The sequence below is a fragment of the Paraburkholderia sp. genome, from assembly GCF_050742655.1.
Taxonomy (GTDB): Bacteria; Pseudomonadota; Gammaproteobacteria; order Burkholderiales; family Burkholderiaceae; genus Paraburkholderia.
In genome coordinates this window covers 57,330-75,105 of record NZ_JBOIGG010000015.1, presented here as the reverse complement: position 1 = coordinate 75,105, position 17,776 = coordinate 57,330, and the positions used below count along the sequence as shown (strand labels likewise).

The following is a 17,776-nucleotide window of genomic DNA, read 5'->3' as shown; positions in this document are numbered from 1 at the left end:
GATTCATTCTGGTTACAGCTTTCATTCTAGCGGAAGGCCCCGATCGGAGCAGTCCGGGGCGACCCTCGCGACGATCTTGCGGAACGATGGTGGCGGCGTTCAGGGGCTTTTCAGGCGTCACGGACAAGAAAAAGCCCGCCGGGAGGGCGGGCTTCTTTACGACAACAACGTCAGAGGCTTAGTGCTGCGACCGGACCGTTTCGACCTGCTGCATCGGCGTAGCGTCGACCGGCGGCAGCGACTTGCGCTCGCGCGGCGCGCGGGCCGGCTTCACGGTCTGTGCTGCGGCTTCCTGCGCGGCGCGCAGCTTGTCGGTGTCGGTGTTGACCCACACCAGACCGGCGCTTTCGAGCATCGGCTGCAACGCTTCCGCGGACGGGCCGTTGCGCGGCCCAGCCGGTTGAGCGGCTGCTTGCGGGGCGGGGGCCGGCGCGACTGCAACTACGGGTGCAGCGACGGGCTCGGGTTGACGCTTGACCTGCGGGGTCGGCTCGACGTGCGACTCGACGCGCGATTCGACGCGCGTTTCGACGTGTTGCTCGACCGCGGGCTGGGCGACGACGGGCGCTTCTGAAGCTTCCGCAGCAGCAACCACAGCCGGAGCGGGCTCGCTGACGGCGACCGCAGGTGCGGCTTCCGATGCGGCCGGTGCCGGTTCCAGTGCGGACGCTTCGACGGCCGGTGCGTGATCGACGGCCGGAGCCTCCGACCATGCAGCCGGTGTCATTTCGCGTGCCGGTTCGTCAGCAACTACCGGCGTCGCAGCCGTTTCCGCGGCGATCGGTGCGGCTGCCGGGACGGCGATCGGCTCGACAACCGGCTCGACCGTTTCGGTCTTCGCGACCTGCTCGGCGGCGAGCGTCGGCGTATCGGATGCGGCGTGCAGTTCGGTTACGACGGCGGTTTCCGTCGCGACAGCGGCGACGGCCACTTCGACCGGTGCGGCCGACGGTGCGGCGACTGGCGTCTCGTGACGGCCCGTGTGTTCCTGCGTGCGTACCGGTGCTTCGGCTATCGTGCCGGCCGTTTCGCCTTCTGCTTCGGCGACGTCGGCGGCATGATTCACGTTGACGTTCTCTTCGTCGCGCTCGCGGCGACCGCCACGGCGGCCGCGACGACGGCGACGACGTTCTTCGCCGTCACGTGCGGCGCTTTCCTGATCGGCCAGTGCCGGGTTCTCGCCGAGACCCGTCTCAACCGGTGCCAACGCGACTGCGTCGAGTTCGTTCTGGTTCAGCGATTCGGCGGTTTCCGGCTGCTGCTTGCGACGTTCACCGCGATCCCGGCGCTCGCCGCGTTCCGGGCGGGCCGAGCCTTCGGTAGCTTCGACGCGTTCGCCACGATCCTGTCCGCGTTCGACGCGCTCAGGCCGATTTTCGCGACCTTCACGCACTTCGCGGCCTTCACGGTTATCGCGACCCTCACGCGGTTCGCGGCCGTTGCGGGCTTCGCGCGGTTCACGAGCCTCGCGCGGTTCGCGGGCCTCGCGGCCTTCGCGTCCCTCACGACCTTCGCGCTGCTCGTCGCGACGTTGCGACGGTTGGCCCTGACGGCCGCCGACGGCGTTCTCGCTGCGTGCGCCCGCATTGCCGCCACGGCGGTTGCGGTTACGGTCGTTGCCGCCGGCAGCACGCTCGCCACGCTGTTCGCGGGCCGGGCGGGCAGGTTTCTCGGCCGCTGCGGGGGCCGGAGCCGGCGCAGCCGGTTGCACGCCGAACAGGTTCTTCAGCCAGCCGATGAAGCCACCGGCAGCCGGCGTCACGGCGACGGGTGCCGGCGTCGGTGCTGCTGCGGGCTTGACCGGTGCGCTCGGTGCGGGCTTTTCAGGCGTGATGCCCTTGACCGCGGCTTCCTGCTTCGGCTTCGTTTCTTCGGTGCGCTTGCTGTAGCCGGTTTCCGATTCGAGCTCGTGAGCGGCTTCCTCGGCCATCTTCCACGACGCGCGCGGTTCGTCGAGGCGCGCGTCGTCGTGACGCAGGCGCTCGAGCTTGTAGTGCGGCGTGTCGAGATGCTTGTTCGGGATCAACACGACGTTGACCTTGAAGCGCGACTCGATCTTGTTGATTTCCGCGCGCTTCTCGTTCAGCAGGAAGGCGGTCACTTCGACCGGCACCTGGCAGTGGATCGCCGCGGTGTTTTCCTTCATCGCTTCTTCCTGAATGATCCGCAGGACCTGCAGCGCGGACGATTCGGTATCGCGGATGTGACCCGTGCCGTTGCAGCGCGGGCAGGTGACGTGGCTGCCTTCGGACAACGCTGGACGAAGCCGCTGACGCGACAGTTCCATCAGCCCGAAGCGCGAGATCTTGCCCATCTGGACGCGCGCACGGTCGTGCTTGAGCGCGTCTTTCAGGCGCTGCTCGACGTCGCGCTGGCTCTTGGCCGATTCCATGTCGATGAAGTCGATCACGATCAGGCCACCCAGGTCGCGCAGACGCAACTGGCGGGCGACTTCGTCGGCGGCTTCGAGGTTCGTGCGCGCGGCCGTTTCCTCGATGTCCGCGCCCTTGGTGGCGCGCGCCGAGTTGACGTCGATCGCGACGAGCGCTTCGGTGTGGTCGATCACGATCGCGCCGCCGGACGGCAGCGGGACGGTACGCGAATACGCGGTTTCGATCTGGTGCTCGATCTGGAAACGCGAGAACAGCGGCACGTCGTCGTGATACCGCTTCACCTTGCTGACATTATCCGGCATCACGATATCCATGAAGGCGCGGGCCTGGTCATGGATTTCGGTGGTGTCGATCAGAATTTCGCCGATGTCCGGCTGGAAGTAGTCGCGGATCGCGCGGATGACGAGACTGGATTCCAGATAGATCAGCATCGGCTGGCCGGCCGAGCCGCTCTGCGACGCGGCTTCGATCGCGCGCCACAGCTGCATCAGGTAATTCAGGTCCCACTGCAGTTCTTCGGAGTTGCGGCCGATGCCGGCCGTGCGGGCGATGATGCTCATGCCTTCCGGCAATTCCAGCTGCGCCATGGTTTCGCGCAGTTCCTGGCGGTCGTCGCCTTCGATCCGGCGCGACACGCCGCCGCCGCGCGGATTGTTCGGCATCAGCACGAGGTAGCGGCCGGCGAGCGAGATGAACGTGGTGAGGGCGGCGCCCTTGTTGCCGCGCTCTTCCTTTTCGACCTGGACAATCAGCTCCTGACCTTCACGGAGTGCGTCCTGGATGCGCGCGGAGCGCATGTCGACGCCGTCGCGGAAGTACTGGCGGGCGACTTCCTTGAACGGCAGGAAGCCGTGGCGGTCTTCGCCGTAGTTGACGAAGCAGGCTTCGAGCGACGGCTCGATGCGGGTGATGACGCCCTTGTAGATATTGCCTTTGCGCTGTTCGCGCCCGGCGGTTTCGATGTCGATATCGATGAGTTTTTGCCCATCGACGATGGCGACGCGCAGTTCTTCCTGCTGCGTCGCATTGAACAGCATGCGTTTCATTGAACGGCTCCAGAGCGGCTTGCACCGGCCCACGTCCCGCGGTTGTCAGTCGCAGGAACAGTGAGGGCGGCGGCGCGCCGCACCTTATTGTGTTGTCACGGGCACGCTGGAGCGGGAACGTTGGCGGGAGAATTGCCTGAGGGGGCCCGGTCCGGCTGAAAAAGGACACGGTGCCGCAGGGCACAGGCGAATACGGCTTCAAATAACGACACGACACGCTACGGTGGTCGGGCAGGCTGCCGTTTGCGTCTTCATTTGCGTTCCCGGCGCGCCGACTGGGCGCAAAACCGGTGCCGCGAAGACCGCGGCCATGCCGCGTGCGGGAAGCTTGCTCAAAACGCCCGACTTCCCACCTGGGTGTCTCGCCTCATTCTGACGTCGCCCTGTTTCGCATTCACTCGCGAAACGCTACGAGGCGCACGCCGTATTTTCGCCACTGGCCGCGTCGCCCGGCGACAGCTTTCGCTGCCTGCCGACGACGCCCGCCAGTTAAATTCTTTTTTACCAAAATTCCGTTACCGTCGGAGCCGATCCTGACCGAACGCGCCTGTGGGCGCCGTCCCTGCCTGGCACTGGATCCGTGCGTGCAACTTGTTGCATCTTGATTTCGGGGTGAGCAACCTGCCCCGGCGCAAGTAAAATAAGCCTTTATCGCTTGCACCTGCGCAGTCCGCCCAGCTACCGGTCGATGCGCCGGCCACCGCAGACTGCTGGGCAAATTATATTCAGAATGAAAGAGTTAGGCAAAATTTCCCAGAAACCGGTCGCAGGCGACCAGGTCTCGATGCTCGAAATCGACGAGGATTCGGCCGGTCAGCGCATCGACAATTTCCTGTTGCGCATCTGTAAAGGGGTGCCCAAAAGCCATATTTACCGGATCCTGCGCAGCGGCGAGGTGCGGGTCAATAAGGGCCGGATAGATGCGCAATATCGGCTGGTGCCGGGCGACATCGTGCGCGTTCCGCCGATCCGCGTCGCCCAGACCACCGAGCCGGTCGCGGGCGCCAACGTGCCGGCCGCGCACTTTCCGGTGCTGTTCGAGGACGACCACATGCTGGTCATCGACAAACCCGCGGGCGTCGCCGTCCACGGCGGCAGCGGCGTCGCATTTGGCGTGATCGAGCAGTTGCGGCAGGCCCGTCCGCAAGCAAAATTCCTGGAACTCGTGCACCGGCTCGATCGCGAGACGTCCGGTGTGCTGATGCTCGCGAAAAAGCGGACGGCGTTGCTCGGGCTGCACGAGCAGATCCGCGAGAACCGGATGGACAAGCGGTACTATGCGTGCGCCCACGGCGAGTGGTCGAGCGACTGGGGGCGCCGCCGGATCGTGAAGGAGCCGCTGCACAAGTACCTGCTGCCGGACGGCGAGCGGCGCGTGCGCGTGCAGCCGGACGGCCTGCCGTCGCACACGGTGTTCAATCTGGTCGATCGCTGGCCGGACTACGCGCTCATCGAAGCGGAACTGAAGACCGGCCGTACCCATCAGATCCGCGTGCATCTGGCGCATCTCGGGCTGCCGATCATCGGCGACGCGAAATACGGCGATTTCGCGCTGAACAAGGCGCTCGCCCGCGCCGATGCGCATCCTGGCCTGAAACGGATGTTCCTGCACGCGTACCGGCTCAAGCTCACGCATCCGGCGACCGGCGCAACGGTGCAGTTCGAGGCGCCGCTGCCCGCCGATTGCCGGCGTTTCGTCGACGAGCTTCGGCAGATGCGCGAGGAAAGCGGCGACAAGTATTAATGAGGGCGGCGCGGGCCGGGGGCTGGTAACAAGTCCTCAGCAGAACCAGAAGCCGTCGGCACGACGGCGCCACCCGATTCCAATCTGAAAGCGAGACGAAATCCGCATGGCTCGACAGCAATTTGATCTGATCGTCTTCGACTGGGACGGCACCCTGATGGATTCGACCGCGCACATCACGCGCAGCATCCAGTCCGCCTGTCGCGATCTCGGCCTGCCGGTACCCAGCGACCAGTCCGCGAGCTACGTGATCGGCCTCGGCTTGCGCGACGCGTTGCAGATCGCCGCGCCGACGCTCGATCCGTCCGACTATCCGCGGCTCGCCGAGCGCTACCGTTTTCACTATCTGGTGAAGGATCAGACCACCGAACTGTTCGACGGCGTGCGCGACATGCTGCGGGATCTGCGCGACGAGGGCTATCTGCTCGGAGTCGCGACCGGGAAGAGCCGGGTCGGCCTGAATCGCGCGCTCGACCAGGCGCGGCTGACGAGCCTGTTCGACGGCACGCGCTGTGCCGATGAGACATTTTCGAAGCCGCATCCGGCGATGCTGCACGAACTCACTCGCGAACTCGGTCAGGACCTTGCGCGCACGGTGATGATCGGCGATACAACGCACGATCTGCAGATGGCAATCAACGCGGGCGTGGCCGGGATCGGCGTGACCTACGGCGCGCATCCGGCCGGGCCGCTCGAGGCGCTGTCGCCGCGCTTCGTCGCGCAGAGCGTCGCGTCGCTGTCAGCGTGGCTGCGAGAGCACGCGTGAGCGACGACGCGCCGGAGCCGGTGCGGATCTGCGCCGCCGACGAACTGGTCGACGGCGGCACGGCGGTGCGGCGTGCTGCGACCTTTGCGGGCAGCGACGCGGTCGTGTTCTTCGTGCGCTATGGCGGCGACGCTTACGGATACCTGAACCGCTGTGCGCACATGCCGATGGAACTCGACTGGGTCGAAGGCCAGTTCTTCGAATCGTCCGGTTTATACTTGATGTGCGCCACGCACGGCGCGATTTACGAGCCGGACACGGGTAAATGTGTCGGCGGTCCGTGCCGTGGCGGCCGGCTGCGCGCGCTCCGGGTGGACGAACGCGATACGCCGGAAGGCCGCGTGGTGTTCTGGCTTCCCGACGGCGATCTGCGTCCGGCGCCCCTCTGATATTCGACTCTCACTGCGACGCATGGCCGACCAACACACCCCCGATTCGAACGAACCGTCCGGCGCAAGCCGCCTGCCTGCAGCCGCTACCGAGCCGGGCTGGGAGCGCGCGGCGCTCGAGCGCATCGCGCTGGCTGCGATCAGCGAGCAGCGCGCCGCGCGGCGCTGGAAGATCTTCTTCCGCTTCGTCACGCTCGGCGTCGTGCTGCTGCTCGCGTGGGCGGTCTTCGATTTTTCCGGCGACAAGGTGTCGGCGACCGGCCGCCATACCGCGCTCGTGACGCTTGAAGGCGAAATCTCGGCCGATACGAACGCGAACGCCGAAGACATCGATAGCGCGCTCGACAGCGCATTCGACGACGCGGGCACCGCCGGCGTCGTACTCCAGATCAACAGCCCCGGCGGCAGTCCGGTGCAGGCGGGCATCATCAACAGCGAGATCCGCCGGCTGCGCGCGAAATATCCGTCGATTCCGCTGTATGTGACCGTCGGCGACATGTGCGCGTCGGGCGGCTACTACGTGGCCGCGGCCGCCGACAAAATTTACGTCGACAAGGCGAGCATCGTCGGCTCGATCGGCGTGCTGATGGATGGTTTCGGTTTCACCGGGTTGATGGACAAGCTCGGGGTCCAGCGCCGGCTGCATACGTCGGGTGAGAACAAGGGCTTCTTCGACCCGTTCTCGCCGGACACGCCGAAGATGGACGCGCACGCGCAGGAGATGCTCGACCAGATTCACGCGCAGTTCATCGAAGCGGTCCGGCAAGGCCGCGGCAAGCGGCTGCACGAGACGCCCGACATGTTCTCGGGCCTGTTCTGGACCGGTGAAAAGAGCGTCGAAATGGGGCTCGCCGACGGCTTTGGCGACACCGATTACGTCGCGCGTGAAGTCATCAAGGCGCCGGACATCGTCGACTACACGGTGAAGGAAAGCATCACCGACCGCGTGGCGCGCAAGTTCGGCGCGGCGGTCGGCAGTGCCGCCGTGCACGCGATGGTGCTGGGCGGCAAGCTGAACCTGCGCTGAGCGAGCAGGTTCAGCGCGTCAGTTCGCCAGCAGCAGGAAGATCGCCGGACGCTTGTGCAGGTCCGGCGCCGACGCCTTCTTCCAGTCGCTTACGCTGCGGCTCATGATCGTTTCGGCGGCGAGCGTCAGGTCGACGGCGACGCAGACGAGCGTCGACGGCGCGCAGGTCGCGAGCAGCGTGTCGAGCAGCGCGCGATTGCGATACGGCGTCTCGATGAAAATCTGCGTCTGCTTCGCCTTGCGCGACTGCTGCTCGAGATCGCGCAGCCGCTTTGCCCGCTCGCCGGCGTCGACCGGCAGATAACCGTGAAACGCAAAGCTCTGGCCGTTCAGGCCGGACGCCATCAACGCCAGCAGAATCGAACTCGGACCGACGAGCGGCACGACCTTGACGCCGCGTTCGTGCGCTCGGCGCACGAGTAGCGCGCCCGGGTCCGCGACGGCCGGGCAGCCCGCTTCCGACACGAGACCGGCATCCGCTCCCGCGAGTATCGGCGCGAGCAGCCGGTCGATCTCGCCGGCCGGCGTGTTCACGTTGAGTTCGCGGACGTCGATTTCCTGGATCGGTCGTTCGGTGCCGACTTTCTTGAGGAACGCGCGGGTCGTCTTCGCGTTTTCGCCGATGTAATAGCCGAGCGCGGCTGCGCGGCTGCGGACCGGTGCGGGCAGCACGTCGGCGAGTGCGTCGGCGTCGCCTTCGCCGAGCGTGTTCGGAATCAGATAGAGCGTGCCTTTCATTGCGCCCCCAGAAGCGGATAGCCCGCGGCGAGCAGCATTCGCGTGAGCGCGATCAGCGGCAGGCCGACGAGTGCGGTCGGATCGTCGGATTCGATTGCGTCGAGCAGCGCGATGCCGAGCCCCTCGGATTTCGCGCTGCCCGCGACGTCGTATGGCGTTTCGGCACGCAGATAGACATCGAGCGCGGCATCCGGCAGATCGCGGAAACGCACGCGGGTCACGACGTCGAGCGTCTGCGCGGTTCCGTTGCGGCTGTCGAACAGGCACAGCGCACTGTGGAACAGCACTTCACGGCCGCGCATCGCCTGAAGCTGGGCGAGCGCGTTCGCGTGGTTGCCGGGCTTGCCGATCTGGCGGTCGTCGAAGGTGGCGACCTGGTCGGAGCCGATCACCAGCGCGGCTTCGTGTGCCGCGAGGCCGGCCGCGACGGCGCGGGCCTTGGCCTGCGCGAGCCGTAGCGCGGTCGCGGCGGGCGATTCGCTGGCGAGCGGCGTTTCATCGATAGCGGGAACGACGACGTCGAACGGGATGCGCAGACGCTCGAGCAGTTCGCGGCGGTAGCGCGAACTCGATGCAAGAATCAGGCGAGGCGGGCGGGCAGCGGAATCCGGCATGACGGGTGGGGGCGGGTAAATAGTTGAATAAACGGCTGAAAAGGGGACCGCAACGCGTTTCGCGGATGCGGTCTTAAGTGTTTGACTCGAAACAACAAAACGGATATAGTCACGGGCTTTTCACCGGTACGTTCCTTTGCCCGCTCGCGGGTACAGTCCGCGACATATGCGGGCTGGGCAGGCCGGTGCAACAGGTGGATCGGATGGCTTCAAGGGTATCGGTATAGACCCTTCGGCAGCCATCCTTGCCGAAGCAGGAGCGCGTATGACTCAACATTCCGGCAAACCGGCAGGTCTTCCCAACCCGCGTGAGCTCGATCTGTTCGAATTCGCGCGGAGCGGTCGCCATGTAGCGGGCGTTGTCCGTCTCTCGCAACTGCCGCGCATGTTAAACGAAGTTCCTGCGGACGCACCAGATCGCGACACGGCATTCACGTGGCAGGCGGAAGGCGCGACGCAGCCGGAACTGCAGGACGACGGCACCGAAGGGCCGCAGCCGTATTTGCGGCTCGCGATCCACGGTTCGGCGTGGCTCGGTTGCCAGCGGTGCCTCGCGCCGTACGAGCAGGCGTTCAATGTCGATGCGACGTACCGGATCGTCGATACGGAAGCTGAAGCCGACGAGTTTCCGCTGGACGAGGATGAAGTCGAGGTGATCGTGGGTTCGCGCCAGTTCGATCTCGTCGACTTGATCGAGGAAGAATTGCTGCTGTCGATACCGCTCGTACCGATGCACGACGTGTGCCCCGAAGTGCACGAAAGTCTGGTGTCAGGTGTGGACGGCGGAGAGGGCGAGGGCAATAGCGACGAGGTCGAGGGCGGCGAGCCCGAACGGCCCAATCCGTTTGCCGCGCTCGGGTCGCTGAAGCGCGACGACCCCGACGGCGAGAAGCATTAGCAGCATTGACGCGGTAAAGGTTTCAGGGAGCGCGACGCGGTGTGCGCTGGCCATCCGGCCAGTGGCGATAGCCGGATCGGGCTGTGTTAGAATTCGGAAAATTTTCAGGAGTTATCATGGCAGTTCAACAGAACAAGAAGTCGCCGTCGAAGCGCGGCATGCACCGTTCGCACGATTTCCTCAACGCAGCGCCGCTGGCCGTTGAGCCGAGCACCGGTGAAGTGCATCTGCGCCACCATGTCAGCCCGAATGGCTACTATCGCGGCAAGAAAGTCGTCAAGACGAAGAACGACTAATCGCTTGACTGCGTTGCGCCCTGTGGCGTTTCGCGTGGCGATCGGCTCGCTTGACATTTTCCCGGTTCGGCAAAAAGGCGGCATTCAACTGCCGCTTTTTTGTGTCTGAAATTTGTCGCTCTCCATGACCGTAAAGCTCACGATAGATTGCATGGGAGGCGACCACGGGCCGTCCGTGACCGTTCCCGCGGCCGTCAAGTTCGTCCGTTCGCATCCTGATGCGCAGTTGCTGCTCGTCGGTATCGAGACCGCGATTCGCGCGCAGCTGAAAAAAGCGAAGGCACTGGACGAACCCGCGCTGACCGTTGTCGCCGCGTCCGAAGTCGTCGCGATGGACGATTCGGTCGAAGTTGCGCTGCGCAAGAAGAAAGACTCGTCGATGCGCGTTGCGCTGAACCGGGTCAAGCAAGACGAAGCACAAGCCTGCATCTCCGCCGGCAACACCGGCGCGCTGATGGCAGTCTCCCGCTACGTGCTCAAGACGCTGCCGGGCATCGAACGTCCGGCTATCGCGTTCGCGCTGCCCAATCCCACCGGCTACACGATGATGCTCGACCTCGGCGCCAACGTCGATTGCGAGCCGCAACATCTGCTGCAGTTCGCGGAGATGGGGCACGCGCTCGTGTCGGCGCTCGAGGGCAAGGATCGTCCCACGATCGGTCTGCTCAACATCGGCGAAGAAGTCATCAAGGGTAACGAGACGATCAAGCGCGCGGGCGAACTGCTGCGCGCGAGCACGCTGAATTTCCGCGGCAACGTCGAAGGCGATGACATCTACAAGGGTACGACCGACGTGATCGTCTGCGACGGTTTTGTCGGCAACGTCGCGCTGAAGACGTCGGAAGGGCTCGCGCAGATGCTCTCCGACATCATCAAGGAAGAATTCGGCCGCTCGTGGCTCACCCGACTGATGGCCGTGCTGGCACTGCCCGTGCTGCTGCGTTTCAAGAAGCGCGTCGACCATCGGCAGTACAACGGCGCAGCGCTTCTCGGCCTGCGCGGACTCGTCATCAAAAGCCACGGTTCGGCCGATGCTTACGCGTTTGAGTGGGCGATCAAACGCGGGTATGATGCCGTCAAAAACGGCGTGCTGGAACGCCTTGCGCGAGCCATGGAAGAGAATGCAGGTTCTCTCGAACAGGCGGCGCGCGACGCAGGCGGTGCGGCGGGTTATGTTAGCCCCGCAAGCCCGGTTGCCGGCCAGCCAGCCGAGCCCTACGCTGCGTTATCCTCGAAGGCATAATGGCTCAATCGACTCTATATTCCCGCGTGCTGGGCACCGGCAGTTATCTGCCGCCCGGTCGCGTCACCAACCAGGAACTGGCCGACCGTCTCGCGAAGCAGGGTGTCGAGACGAGCGACGAATGGATCGTCGCGCGCACCGGCATTCATGCGCGTCATTTCGCCGAACCTGACGTCACGACCAGCGACCTGGCTTTGATCGCCGCACAGCGCGCGATCGAATCGGCCGACATCGATCCGCAATCGATCGACCTGATCATCGTCGCGACCTCCACGCCCGATTTCGTCTTTCCGAGTACCGCGTGCCTGCTGCAGAACAAGCTCGGCATCCGTAACAACGGCGCCGCGTTCGACGTGCAGGCCGTCTGTTCCGGCTTCGCCTATGCCGTCGCAACAGCCGACAGCTTCATCCGCAGCGGACAGCACCGCACCGCGCTCGTCATCGGTGCGGAGACGTTCTCGCGCATTCTCGATTTCAACGACCGCACGACGTGCGTGCTGTTTGGCGACGGCGCCGGCGCGATCATCCTGTCCGCATCGAATGAGCCCGGTGTGTTGTCGAGCGCACTGCATGCGGACGGCCGCCACTCGAACATCCTGTGTACGCCGGGCAACGTGAACCGTGGCGTGGTATCGGGCAGCGCGTTCCTGCACATGGACGGCCAGGCGGTGTTCAAGCTCGCGGTCAACGTGCTCGAAAAGGTCGCGATCGAGGCGCTGGAGAAGGCGGGTCTATCGTCCGACCAGATCGACTGGCTGATCCCGCATCAGGCCAACATCCGCATCATGCAGAGCACCTGCCGCAAGCTGGGCCTGCCGCAGGAGCGGATGGTGGTCACCGTCGGCGAGCACGGCAATACGTCGGCGGCTTCCATTCCGCTCGCACTTGATGTCGCGGTGCGCGACGGTCGCATCAAGCGTGGTCATCACGTGCTGATCGAGGGCGTTGGCGGCGGGTTCACATGGGGTGCGTCGGTCATCCGCATGTAGGCGTGGTTCGCCGGCACCCACCGGCGCATCAGGTATCCGGCCGTGCGTGCGCACGGCGGATGCGCCGCGTCATCTGATCACATCAATCTGGGGACGATATGAAATTTGCGTTCGTTTTTCCGGGGCAGGGCTCGCAGTCGGTCGGCATGCTCAACGCGTTTGCCGATCACGCCATCGTGCGCGAGACCGTCCAGGAAGCGTCCGACGCGCTCGGACAGGATCTCGGCAAGCTGATCGCCGAAGGTCCGGCCGACGATCTGAATCTCACCACCAATACGCAACCCGTGATGCTGACCGCCGCGTACGCGATCTATCGCGCGTGGCAGAAAGCCGGTGGCCCGGCGCCATCGATCGTCGCGGGCCATAGCCTTGGCGAATACACCGCGCTCGTCGCGGCTGGCGCACTCGCCTTCAGCGACGCGGTGCCGCTCGTGCGCTTTCGCGCGCAGGCGATGCAGAGCGCGGTGCCGGTCGGCGAAGGCGGCATGGCGGCGATTCTCGGTCTCGACGACGACACCGTGCGCGCGGTATGCAGCGAAGCGTCGGCGGCCGGCGTCGTCGAGGCGGTGAATTTCAATGCGCCCGCGCAGGTCGTGATCGCAGGCGGGAAGGCCGCGGTCGAAAAGGCCTGCGAGATCGCGAAGGCGAAGGGCGCGAAACGCGCGTTGCCGCTGCCGGTATCGGCGCCGTTCCATTCGTCGCTGCTCAAGCCCGCATCCGATCAGTTGCGTGAGTATCTCGCGGGCGTCGACATCCGGGTGCCGTCCATTCCAGTCGTCAACAACGTCGACGTCGTGATCGTCAACGAGCCGGCCGCGATCAAGGATGCGCTGGTGCGTCAGGCCGCGGGTGCGGTGCGCTGGGTCGAATGTGTGCAGGCCATTGCGCGCGGCGGCATCACGCACCTCGTCGAATGCGGGCCGGGGAAGGTGTTGACCGGTCTCACGAAGCGGATCGACGGCACGCTCGTCGGCGCATCGGTGAGCGATCCGGCTTCGCTCGACGAAACCCTCAAGCTCCTGACAGCCTGAGCGCCACGTCGGCCGCGTTTTCCAATTCGGCAGGTACTTCGACTTAATCGGCCCGTGCACGGGTCATCCGGACTTCAACGATGGAAAAGATTCTCGACAAACAGATCGCGATCGTGACGGGCGCGTCGCGCGGCATCGGTCGCGCGATCGCGAGCGAACTGGCTCGCCAGGGCGCGACCGTGATCGGTACCGCCACCAGCGAAAGCGGTGCGACCGCGATCACGGAAGCGTTCAATGCGCAGGGCGTGACGGGCCGCGGCGCGGTGCTGAACGTGAACGACGCGGCCGCGGTGGAAGCGTTGATCGACGCGACGATCAAGGAGTTCGGCTCGCTCGGCATCCTCGTGAACAACGCCGGCATCACGCATGATCAGCTCGCGATGCGCATGAAGGACGAGGACTGGGACGCCGTGATCGACACGAACCTGAAATCGGTGTTCCGTCTGTCGCGCGCAGTGCTGCGCCCGATGATGAAGGCGCGTGGCGGCCGCATCATCAACATCACGTCGGTGGTCGGCTCGACGGGCAACCCCGGGCAGGCCAACTACGCGGCGGCGAAGGCCGGGGTGGCCGGCATGACGCGTGCGCTCGCGCGCGAGATCGGCAGCCGCGGCATCACTGTGAACTGCGTCGCGCCGGGCTTCATCGATACCGACATGACGAAGGTGCTGCCCGAAGAGCAGCAGACCGCGCTGAAAGCGCAGATTCCGCTGGGCCATCTCGGCAGTCCGGAAGACATCGCGCATGCGGTTGTGTTCCTCGCTTCGCCGCAGGCGGGCTATATCACCGGTACGACGTTGCACGTGAATGGTGGGATGTACATGTCGTAACCGGATTCGGTTACTATCCGCGCCTTGATGCCGGTTGTTCAGGCATTGCGCGGATGCCTTGACAGGAACCGTGCGCCGCTTTTCTGGCAGGGCAAACCTGATAAAATGCGCGCACCTGTATTTTTGAACTTCTTTCCCTTGGAGGGGTAATGGACAATATCGAACAGCGCGTCAAGAAGATCGTCGCGGAACAACTGGGTGTTGCAGAGGCTGAGATCAAGAACGAAGCCTCGTTCGTGAACGACCTTGGCGCGGACTCGCTCGACACGGTCGAACTCGTGATGGCCCTCGAAGACGAATTCGGCATGGAAATTCCGGATGAAGAAGCTGAGAAGATCACGACCGTTCAGCAAGCGATCGACTACGCTCGCGCAAACGTCAAGGCCTAAGGTCTTCGCGCCTGCCTGCCCGCAGTGGCAGTCGCCCGCCAGCCGAGCTGTGCGAGTTGTGCTTTCGGGCCTGTATCGGCCGGGACGGCGCAATACCTTGCGCATCGGTTTGCGCGCATGCGGCGCGGGTTGCCGGCGCAACCGCCAGGTTAAAACAGCCACAGGGCACACAGGGCAAGTTCCTGTGGCCGCTGTGGCTTTTTGCTTTTGTCACCCTATGGAAAAGAGGTTACCGTGAGCCGTCGTCGAGTGGTTGTTACAGGCTTGGGGCTGATTTCGCCTGTTGGCAATACTGTTGCCGACGGCTGGGCCAATCTGGTCGCCGGCAAATCCGGCATCGCCAACATCACGAAGTTCGATGCGTCGAACTTCTCGACCCGCTTCGCCGGCGAGGTGAAGGGCTTCAACATCGAGGACTACATCCCCGCCAAGGAAGCGCGCCACATGGATACGTTCATCCATTACGGCGTGGCGGCCGGCATCCAGGCGATGCAGGACAGCGGCCTCGAAATCACCGACGAGAACGCCGAGCGCATCGGCGTGGTGGTCGGTTCGGGCATCGGCGGCCTGCCGATGATCGAAGTCACGCAGACCGAACTGCTCAATCGCGGTCCGCGCCGGATCTCGCCGTTCTTCGTACCGGCGTCGATCATCAACATGATCTCCGGCCATCTGTCGATCAAGTTCGGCATCAAAGGCCCGAACCTCGCGATCGTGACCGCCTGTACCACCGGGCTGCACTGCATCGGCGAAGCGTCGCGGCTGATCGAATATGGCGACGCCGATGTAATGATCGCGGGCGGCGCCGAATCGACCGTGTCGCCGCTCGGTATCGGCGGCTTCGCGGCGGCGCGGGCGCTGTCGCAGCGTAACGACGATCCGGCGACCGCGAGCCGTCCGTGGGACAAGGACCGTGACGGCTTCGTGCTGGGCGAGGGCGCCGGCGTGATGGTGCTCGAAGAGTACGAGCACGCGAAGGCGCGCGGCGCGAAGATCTATGCGGAAGTCAGCGGCTATGGGATGAGCGGCGACGCGTATCACATGACCGCGCCGCTCGAAGACGGCGACGGCGCACGCCGCTGCATGCTGGCCGCGCTGAAGAACGCACGCGTGAGCGTCGACGAGGTGAATTACCTGAACGCGCACGGCACGTCGACGCCGCTCGGCGACCTGGCGGAAACGACGGGCATCAAGCGCGCATTCGGCGATCACGCGAAGAACATCGTCGTGAACTCGACGAAGTCGATGACCGGGCATCTGCTCGGCGGCGCGGGCGGTCTCGAGTCCGTGTTCACCGTGCTGGCCGTGCATCACCAGATCTCGCCGCCGACGATCAACATCTTCAACCAGGATCCGGAGTGCGATCTCGACTACTGCGCGAACACCGCGCGGGAAATGAAGATCGACGTCGCGCTGAAGAACTCGTTCGGGTTCGGCGGCACGAACGGCACGCTGGTCTTCAAGCGCGCCTGATCCGCGCATGACCGCTTGACGCCGCAGCCCGCGCAGGTTCATCCGGCGCCTTTTCCTGGATTCCCCGGATCTTCCGACGGACGACCGCAGACCATCGTGCTGCGGCCGTCCGCGTGGCTGCGCGGTGCGGTCAGCCTGTTCGTAGCGCTCGCGTCCGCTGCGGTGTTCGCGGCGCTGGCGCCACGCATGGGCGGATGGCACGCGGTTCTGCCGGCATGCGCGGTGTTCGCGGGTCTCGCACTCTGGGCGGTCAGGCAGGATCGGGCTGCGCCGGGCGCGCTAAAAGTCGGGCCCGATGCTTTGACCGTCTGGGATCGTCGGGGGACGCTGCTCTGCCAGGGCCGTGTCGCCGGATGCTCGCAATGGAGCGGGTGGCTTCTGATGCTTGCGCTCGTCGACGACAACGGGCGCTCCCATCCGTTGCTGCTGACGGCCGATGCGCTTCCGGCCGACGCTCGCCGCGAACTGGCCGTGCTCGGCCGGCGCGGCGCGCACGGCGGACTGTAACCGACGTAACCGCACTGTTACCGGGTTGCGTGACGCGTCGACGGGAACGCTACAATGGTGCCCCGCTATGCAGCCCCTCTCGTTATCGGACTTATCAGGTGAGTGAAAAAGAAATTGATCAGGTGCTGGTCGAGCGCGTCCAGAAGGGCGACAAGGCCGCTTTCGAGCTTCTGGTCGCCAAATACCACCGCAAGATCCTCCGGCTGATTTCGCGTCTCGTGCGCGATCCCGCCGAGGTCGAAGACGTGGCCCAGGACGCCTTCATCAAGGCGTACCGGGCATTGCCGCAGTTTCGCGGGGAGTCGGCGTTCTACACGTGGTTGTACCGGATTGCAGTCAACACGGCAAAGAACTACCTTGCGACGCAGGGTCGGCGGGCGCCGACGTCGACTGAAGCAGATGCCGAGGAAGCTGAAACTTTCTCGGATGCCGACCAACTAAGGGATATCAACACGCCCGAGTCGATGTTGATGAGCAAGCAGATCGCTGAGACGGTCAATGCTGCGATGGCGGTTTTACCGGAAGAGTTGCGCACCGCCATTACTCTTCGTGAAATTGAGGGTTTGAGCTACGAAGAAATCGCCGAAATGATGGGTTGCCCGATCGGGACCGTCAGATCACGAATTTTTCGCGCTCGCGAAGCCATTGCGGCAAAATTGCGTCCTCTGCTGGACACACCTGAAGGGAAACGCTGGTGAAGCCGGCAATCTCTCGGGGCAGGACGCGATTTCCAGGGTTAGGTGGTGTCACTACGAGGTGTCAGTAAGATGGGGAGCATCATGGGGTCGGTCTCGATGCAATCGCAAGCCAGCTCGCGAAGCGAGCGTCTGTCCGCTTTTGTCGACGGCGAGTTGTTCGGCGACGAGCATCTGAACAAGCTGTTTTCTGATCTGGATCATGAGGATCGTGCCGCCTGGTCGTGCTATCACCTGATCGGCGATGCAATGCGGTCCGACGATCTGGCGGTGAATCCAGCCACGAGCAGCGCATTTCTCGGCAAGTTCGCCGCGCGCCTCGACAGCGAGCCGCATCTGCTCGCACCGGCCGCGATGCCGGTTGCGCGTCGTCTGCTCGCGCTGCGTCGGCGTGTCGTGCCTGCTTTCGCGGTGGCTGCAGCAGCCGCGACGCTGACGTGGATCGTCGTGCCACAACTGCAAGGCGTGTCCGGCGGTCAGGGTACGACCCAGGTCGCAGCGGTGTCGTCGCGCGCGGATTCGGTGCAACGTGTGGCGATGGCCTCGATGCCGGCAGCGACGTTGCAGCCGGTCGCGCAGGACGCGAACATCATCCGCGATGCCAGTCTGGACCAGTATCTGGAAGCCCATCAACAATTCGCTCAACAGCCCGTCATGGCCGATACGACGCCGCTGATCCGCGCTGCGGTGACCACGCAAGGCCAATAG

At 64.7% G+C, this 17,776-nt stretch carries 18 protein-coding genes; 15 read left to right on the top strand and 3 right to left on the bottom strand.

Features of this window, described 5'->3' with window-relative positions:
* Positions 1 to 178: 178 nt before the first annotated feature.
* Positions 179 to 3,439 carry an Rne/Rng family ribonuclease gene (locus tag ACREXZ_RS20805; RefSeq protein WP_431766003.1) on the bottom strand — a complete coding sequence of 1,087 codons (3,261 nt, stop codon included), beginning with the start codon at positions 3,437 to 3,439 and terminating at the stop codon, positions 179 to 181.
* A 730-nt stretch (positions 3,440 to 4,169) separates the two neighbouring features.
* Between ACREXZ_RS20805 and ACREXZ_RS20800 the strand changes: the two genes are divergently transcribed.
* From ACREXZ_RS20800 to ACREXZ_RS20785, 4 genes are all read left to right on the top strand, one after another.
* Complete coding sequence (locus ACREXZ_RS20800; RefSeq protein ID WP_431766002.1) at positions 4,170 to 5,183, top strand: RluA family pseudouridine synthase; 1,014 nt, start codon at positions 4,170 to 4,172, stop codon at positions 5,181 to 5,183.
* A gap of 106 nt (positions 5,184 to 5,289) precedes the next feature.
* Positions 5,290 to 5,949, top strand: coding sequence for an HAD-IA family hydrolase (locus tag ACREXZ_RS20795; protein ID WP_431766001.1), 660 nt, complete (start codon positions 5,290 to 5,292; stop codon positions 5,947 to 5,949).
* Positions 5,946 to 6,338 carry a Rieske (2Fe-2S) protein gene (locus ACREXZ_RS20790; protein ID WP_431766000.1) on the top strand — a complete coding sequence of 131 codons (393 nt, stop codon included), beginning with the start codon at positions 5,946 to 5,948 and terminating at the stop codon, positions 6,336 to 6,338. The genes ACREXZ_RS20795 and ACREXZ_RS20790 overlap by 4 nt, the downstream gene beginning before the upstream one ends.
* Positions 6,339 to 6,360: 22 nt before the next feature.
* Positions 6,361 to 7,365, top strand: coding sequence for a S49 family peptidase (locus ACREXZ_RS20785; RefSeq protein WP_431765999.1), 1,005 nt, complete (start codon positions 6,361 to 6,363; stop codon positions 7,363 to 7,365).
* An 18-nt stretch (positions 7,366 to 7,383) separates the two neighbouring features.
* Here the strand turns inward: ACREXZ_RS20785 and ACREXZ_RS20780 are convergent, their stop codons facing one another.
* Complete coding sequence (locus ACREXZ_RS20780) at positions 7,384 to 8,103, bottom strand: SAM-dependent methyltransferase (protein ID WP_431765998.1); 720 nt, start codon at positions 8,101 to 8,103, stop codon at positions 7,384 to 7,386.
* Complete coding sequence (locus tag ACREXZ_RS20775; RefSeq protein ID WP_431765997.1) at positions 8,100 to 8,717, bottom strand: Maf-like protein; 618 nt, start codon at positions 8,715 to 8,717, stop codon at positions 8,100 to 8,102. The genes ACREXZ_RS20780 and ACREXZ_RS20775 overlap by 4 nt, the downstream gene beginning before the upstream one ends.
* A 265-nt stretch (positions 8,718 to 8,982) precedes the next feature.
* On the opposite strand from ACREXZ_RS20775, the gene ACREXZ_RS20770 reads away from it, so the two are divergent.
* The 11 genes from ACREXZ_RS20770 to ACREXZ_RS20720 all read left to right on the top strand — a co-directional run bounded on the left by ACREXZ_RS20770 (position 8,983) and on the right by ACREXZ_RS20720 (position 17,776).
* Positions 8,983 to 9,615 (top strand): DUF177 domain-containing protein, encoded by a 633-nt coding sequence (locus tag ACREXZ_RS20770; protein WP_431765996.1) that lies wholly within the window; start codon positions 8,983 to 8,985, stop codon positions 9,613 to 9,615.
* 116 nt (positions 9,616 to 9,731) lie between these two features.
* Positions 9,732 to 9,911, top strand: a complete 180-nt coding sequence (rpmF, locus tag ACREXZ_RS20765) for a 50S ribosomal protein L32 (protein WP_007741736.1) — start codon at positions 9,732 to 9,734, stop codon at positions 9,909 to 9,911.
* A 124-nt stretch (positions 9,912 to 10,035) separates the two neighbouring features.
* Positions 10,036 to 11,154 carry a phosphate acyltransferase PlsX gene (gene plsX, locus ACREXZ_RS20760; RefSeq protein ID WP_431765995.1) on the top strand — a complete coding sequence of 373 codons (1,119 nt, stop codon included), beginning with the start codon at positions 10,036 to 10,038 and terminating at the stop codon, positions 11,152 to 11,154.
* Complete coding sequence (locus tag ACREXZ_RS20755) at positions 11,154 to 12,143, top strand: beta-ketoacyl-ACP synthase III (RefSeq protein WP_431765994.1); 990 nt, start codon at positions 11,154 to 11,156, stop codon at positions 12,141 to 12,143. The genes plsX and ACREXZ_RS20755 overlap by 1 nt, the downstream gene beginning before the upstream one ends.
* A gap of 98 nt (positions 12,144 to 12,241) precedes the next feature.
* Positions 12,242 to 13,174 carry an ACP S-malonyltransferase gene (fabD, locus tag ACREXZ_RS20750; protein WP_431765993.1) on the top strand — a complete coding sequence of 311 codons (933 nt, stop codon included), beginning with the start codon at positions 12,242 to 12,244 and terminating at the stop codon, positions 13,172 to 13,174.
* Between the two features lie 80 nt (positions 13,175 to 13,254).
* Positions 13,255 to 14,004 carry a 3-oxoacyl-ACP reductase FabG gene (gene fabG, locus ACREXZ_RS20745; protein WP_431765992.1) on the top strand — a complete coding sequence of 250 codons (750 nt, stop codon included), beginning with the start codon at positions 13,255 to 13,257 and terminating at the stop codon, positions 14,002 to 14,004.
* 149 nt (positions 14,005 to 14,153) lie between these two features.
* Positions 14,154 to 14,393: an acyl carrier protein gene (acpP, locus tag ACREXZ_RS20740; protein ID WP_004197638.1), complete on the top strand. Its 240-nt coding sequence runs from the start codon at positions 14,154 to 14,156 to the stop codon at positions 14,391 to 14,393.
* A gap of 234 nt (positions 14,394 to 14,627) precedes the next feature.
* Positions 14,628 to 15,866, top strand: a complete 1,239-nt coding sequence (gene fabF / locus ACREXZ_RS20735) for a beta-ketoacyl-ACP synthase II (RefSeq protein ID WP_431765991.1) — start codon at positions 14,628 to 14,630, stop codon at positions 15,864 to 15,866.
* Positions 15,867 to 15,881: 15 nt separating this feature from the next.
* Complete coding sequence (locus tag ACREXZ_RS20730; RefSeq protein ID WP_431765990.1) at positions 15,882 to 16,373, top strand: protein YgfX; 492 nt, start codon at positions 15,882 to 15,884, stop codon at positions 16,371 to 16,373.
* Positions 16,374 to 16,471: 98 nt separating this feature from the next.
* Positions 16,472 to 17,071 (top strand): RNA polymerase sigma factor RpoE, encoded by a 600-nt coding sequence (gene rpoE / locus ACREXZ_RS20725; protein WP_085480911.1) that lies wholly within the window; start codon positions 16,472 to 16,474, stop codon positions 17,069 to 17,071.
* A gap of 81 nt (positions 17,072 to 17,152) precedes the next feature.
* Positions 17,153 to 17,776, top strand: a complete 624-nt coding sequence (locus ACREXZ_RS20720) for a sigma-E factor negative regulatory protein (protein ID WP_431766105.1) — start codon at positions 17,153 to 17,155, stop codon at positions 17,774 to 17,776.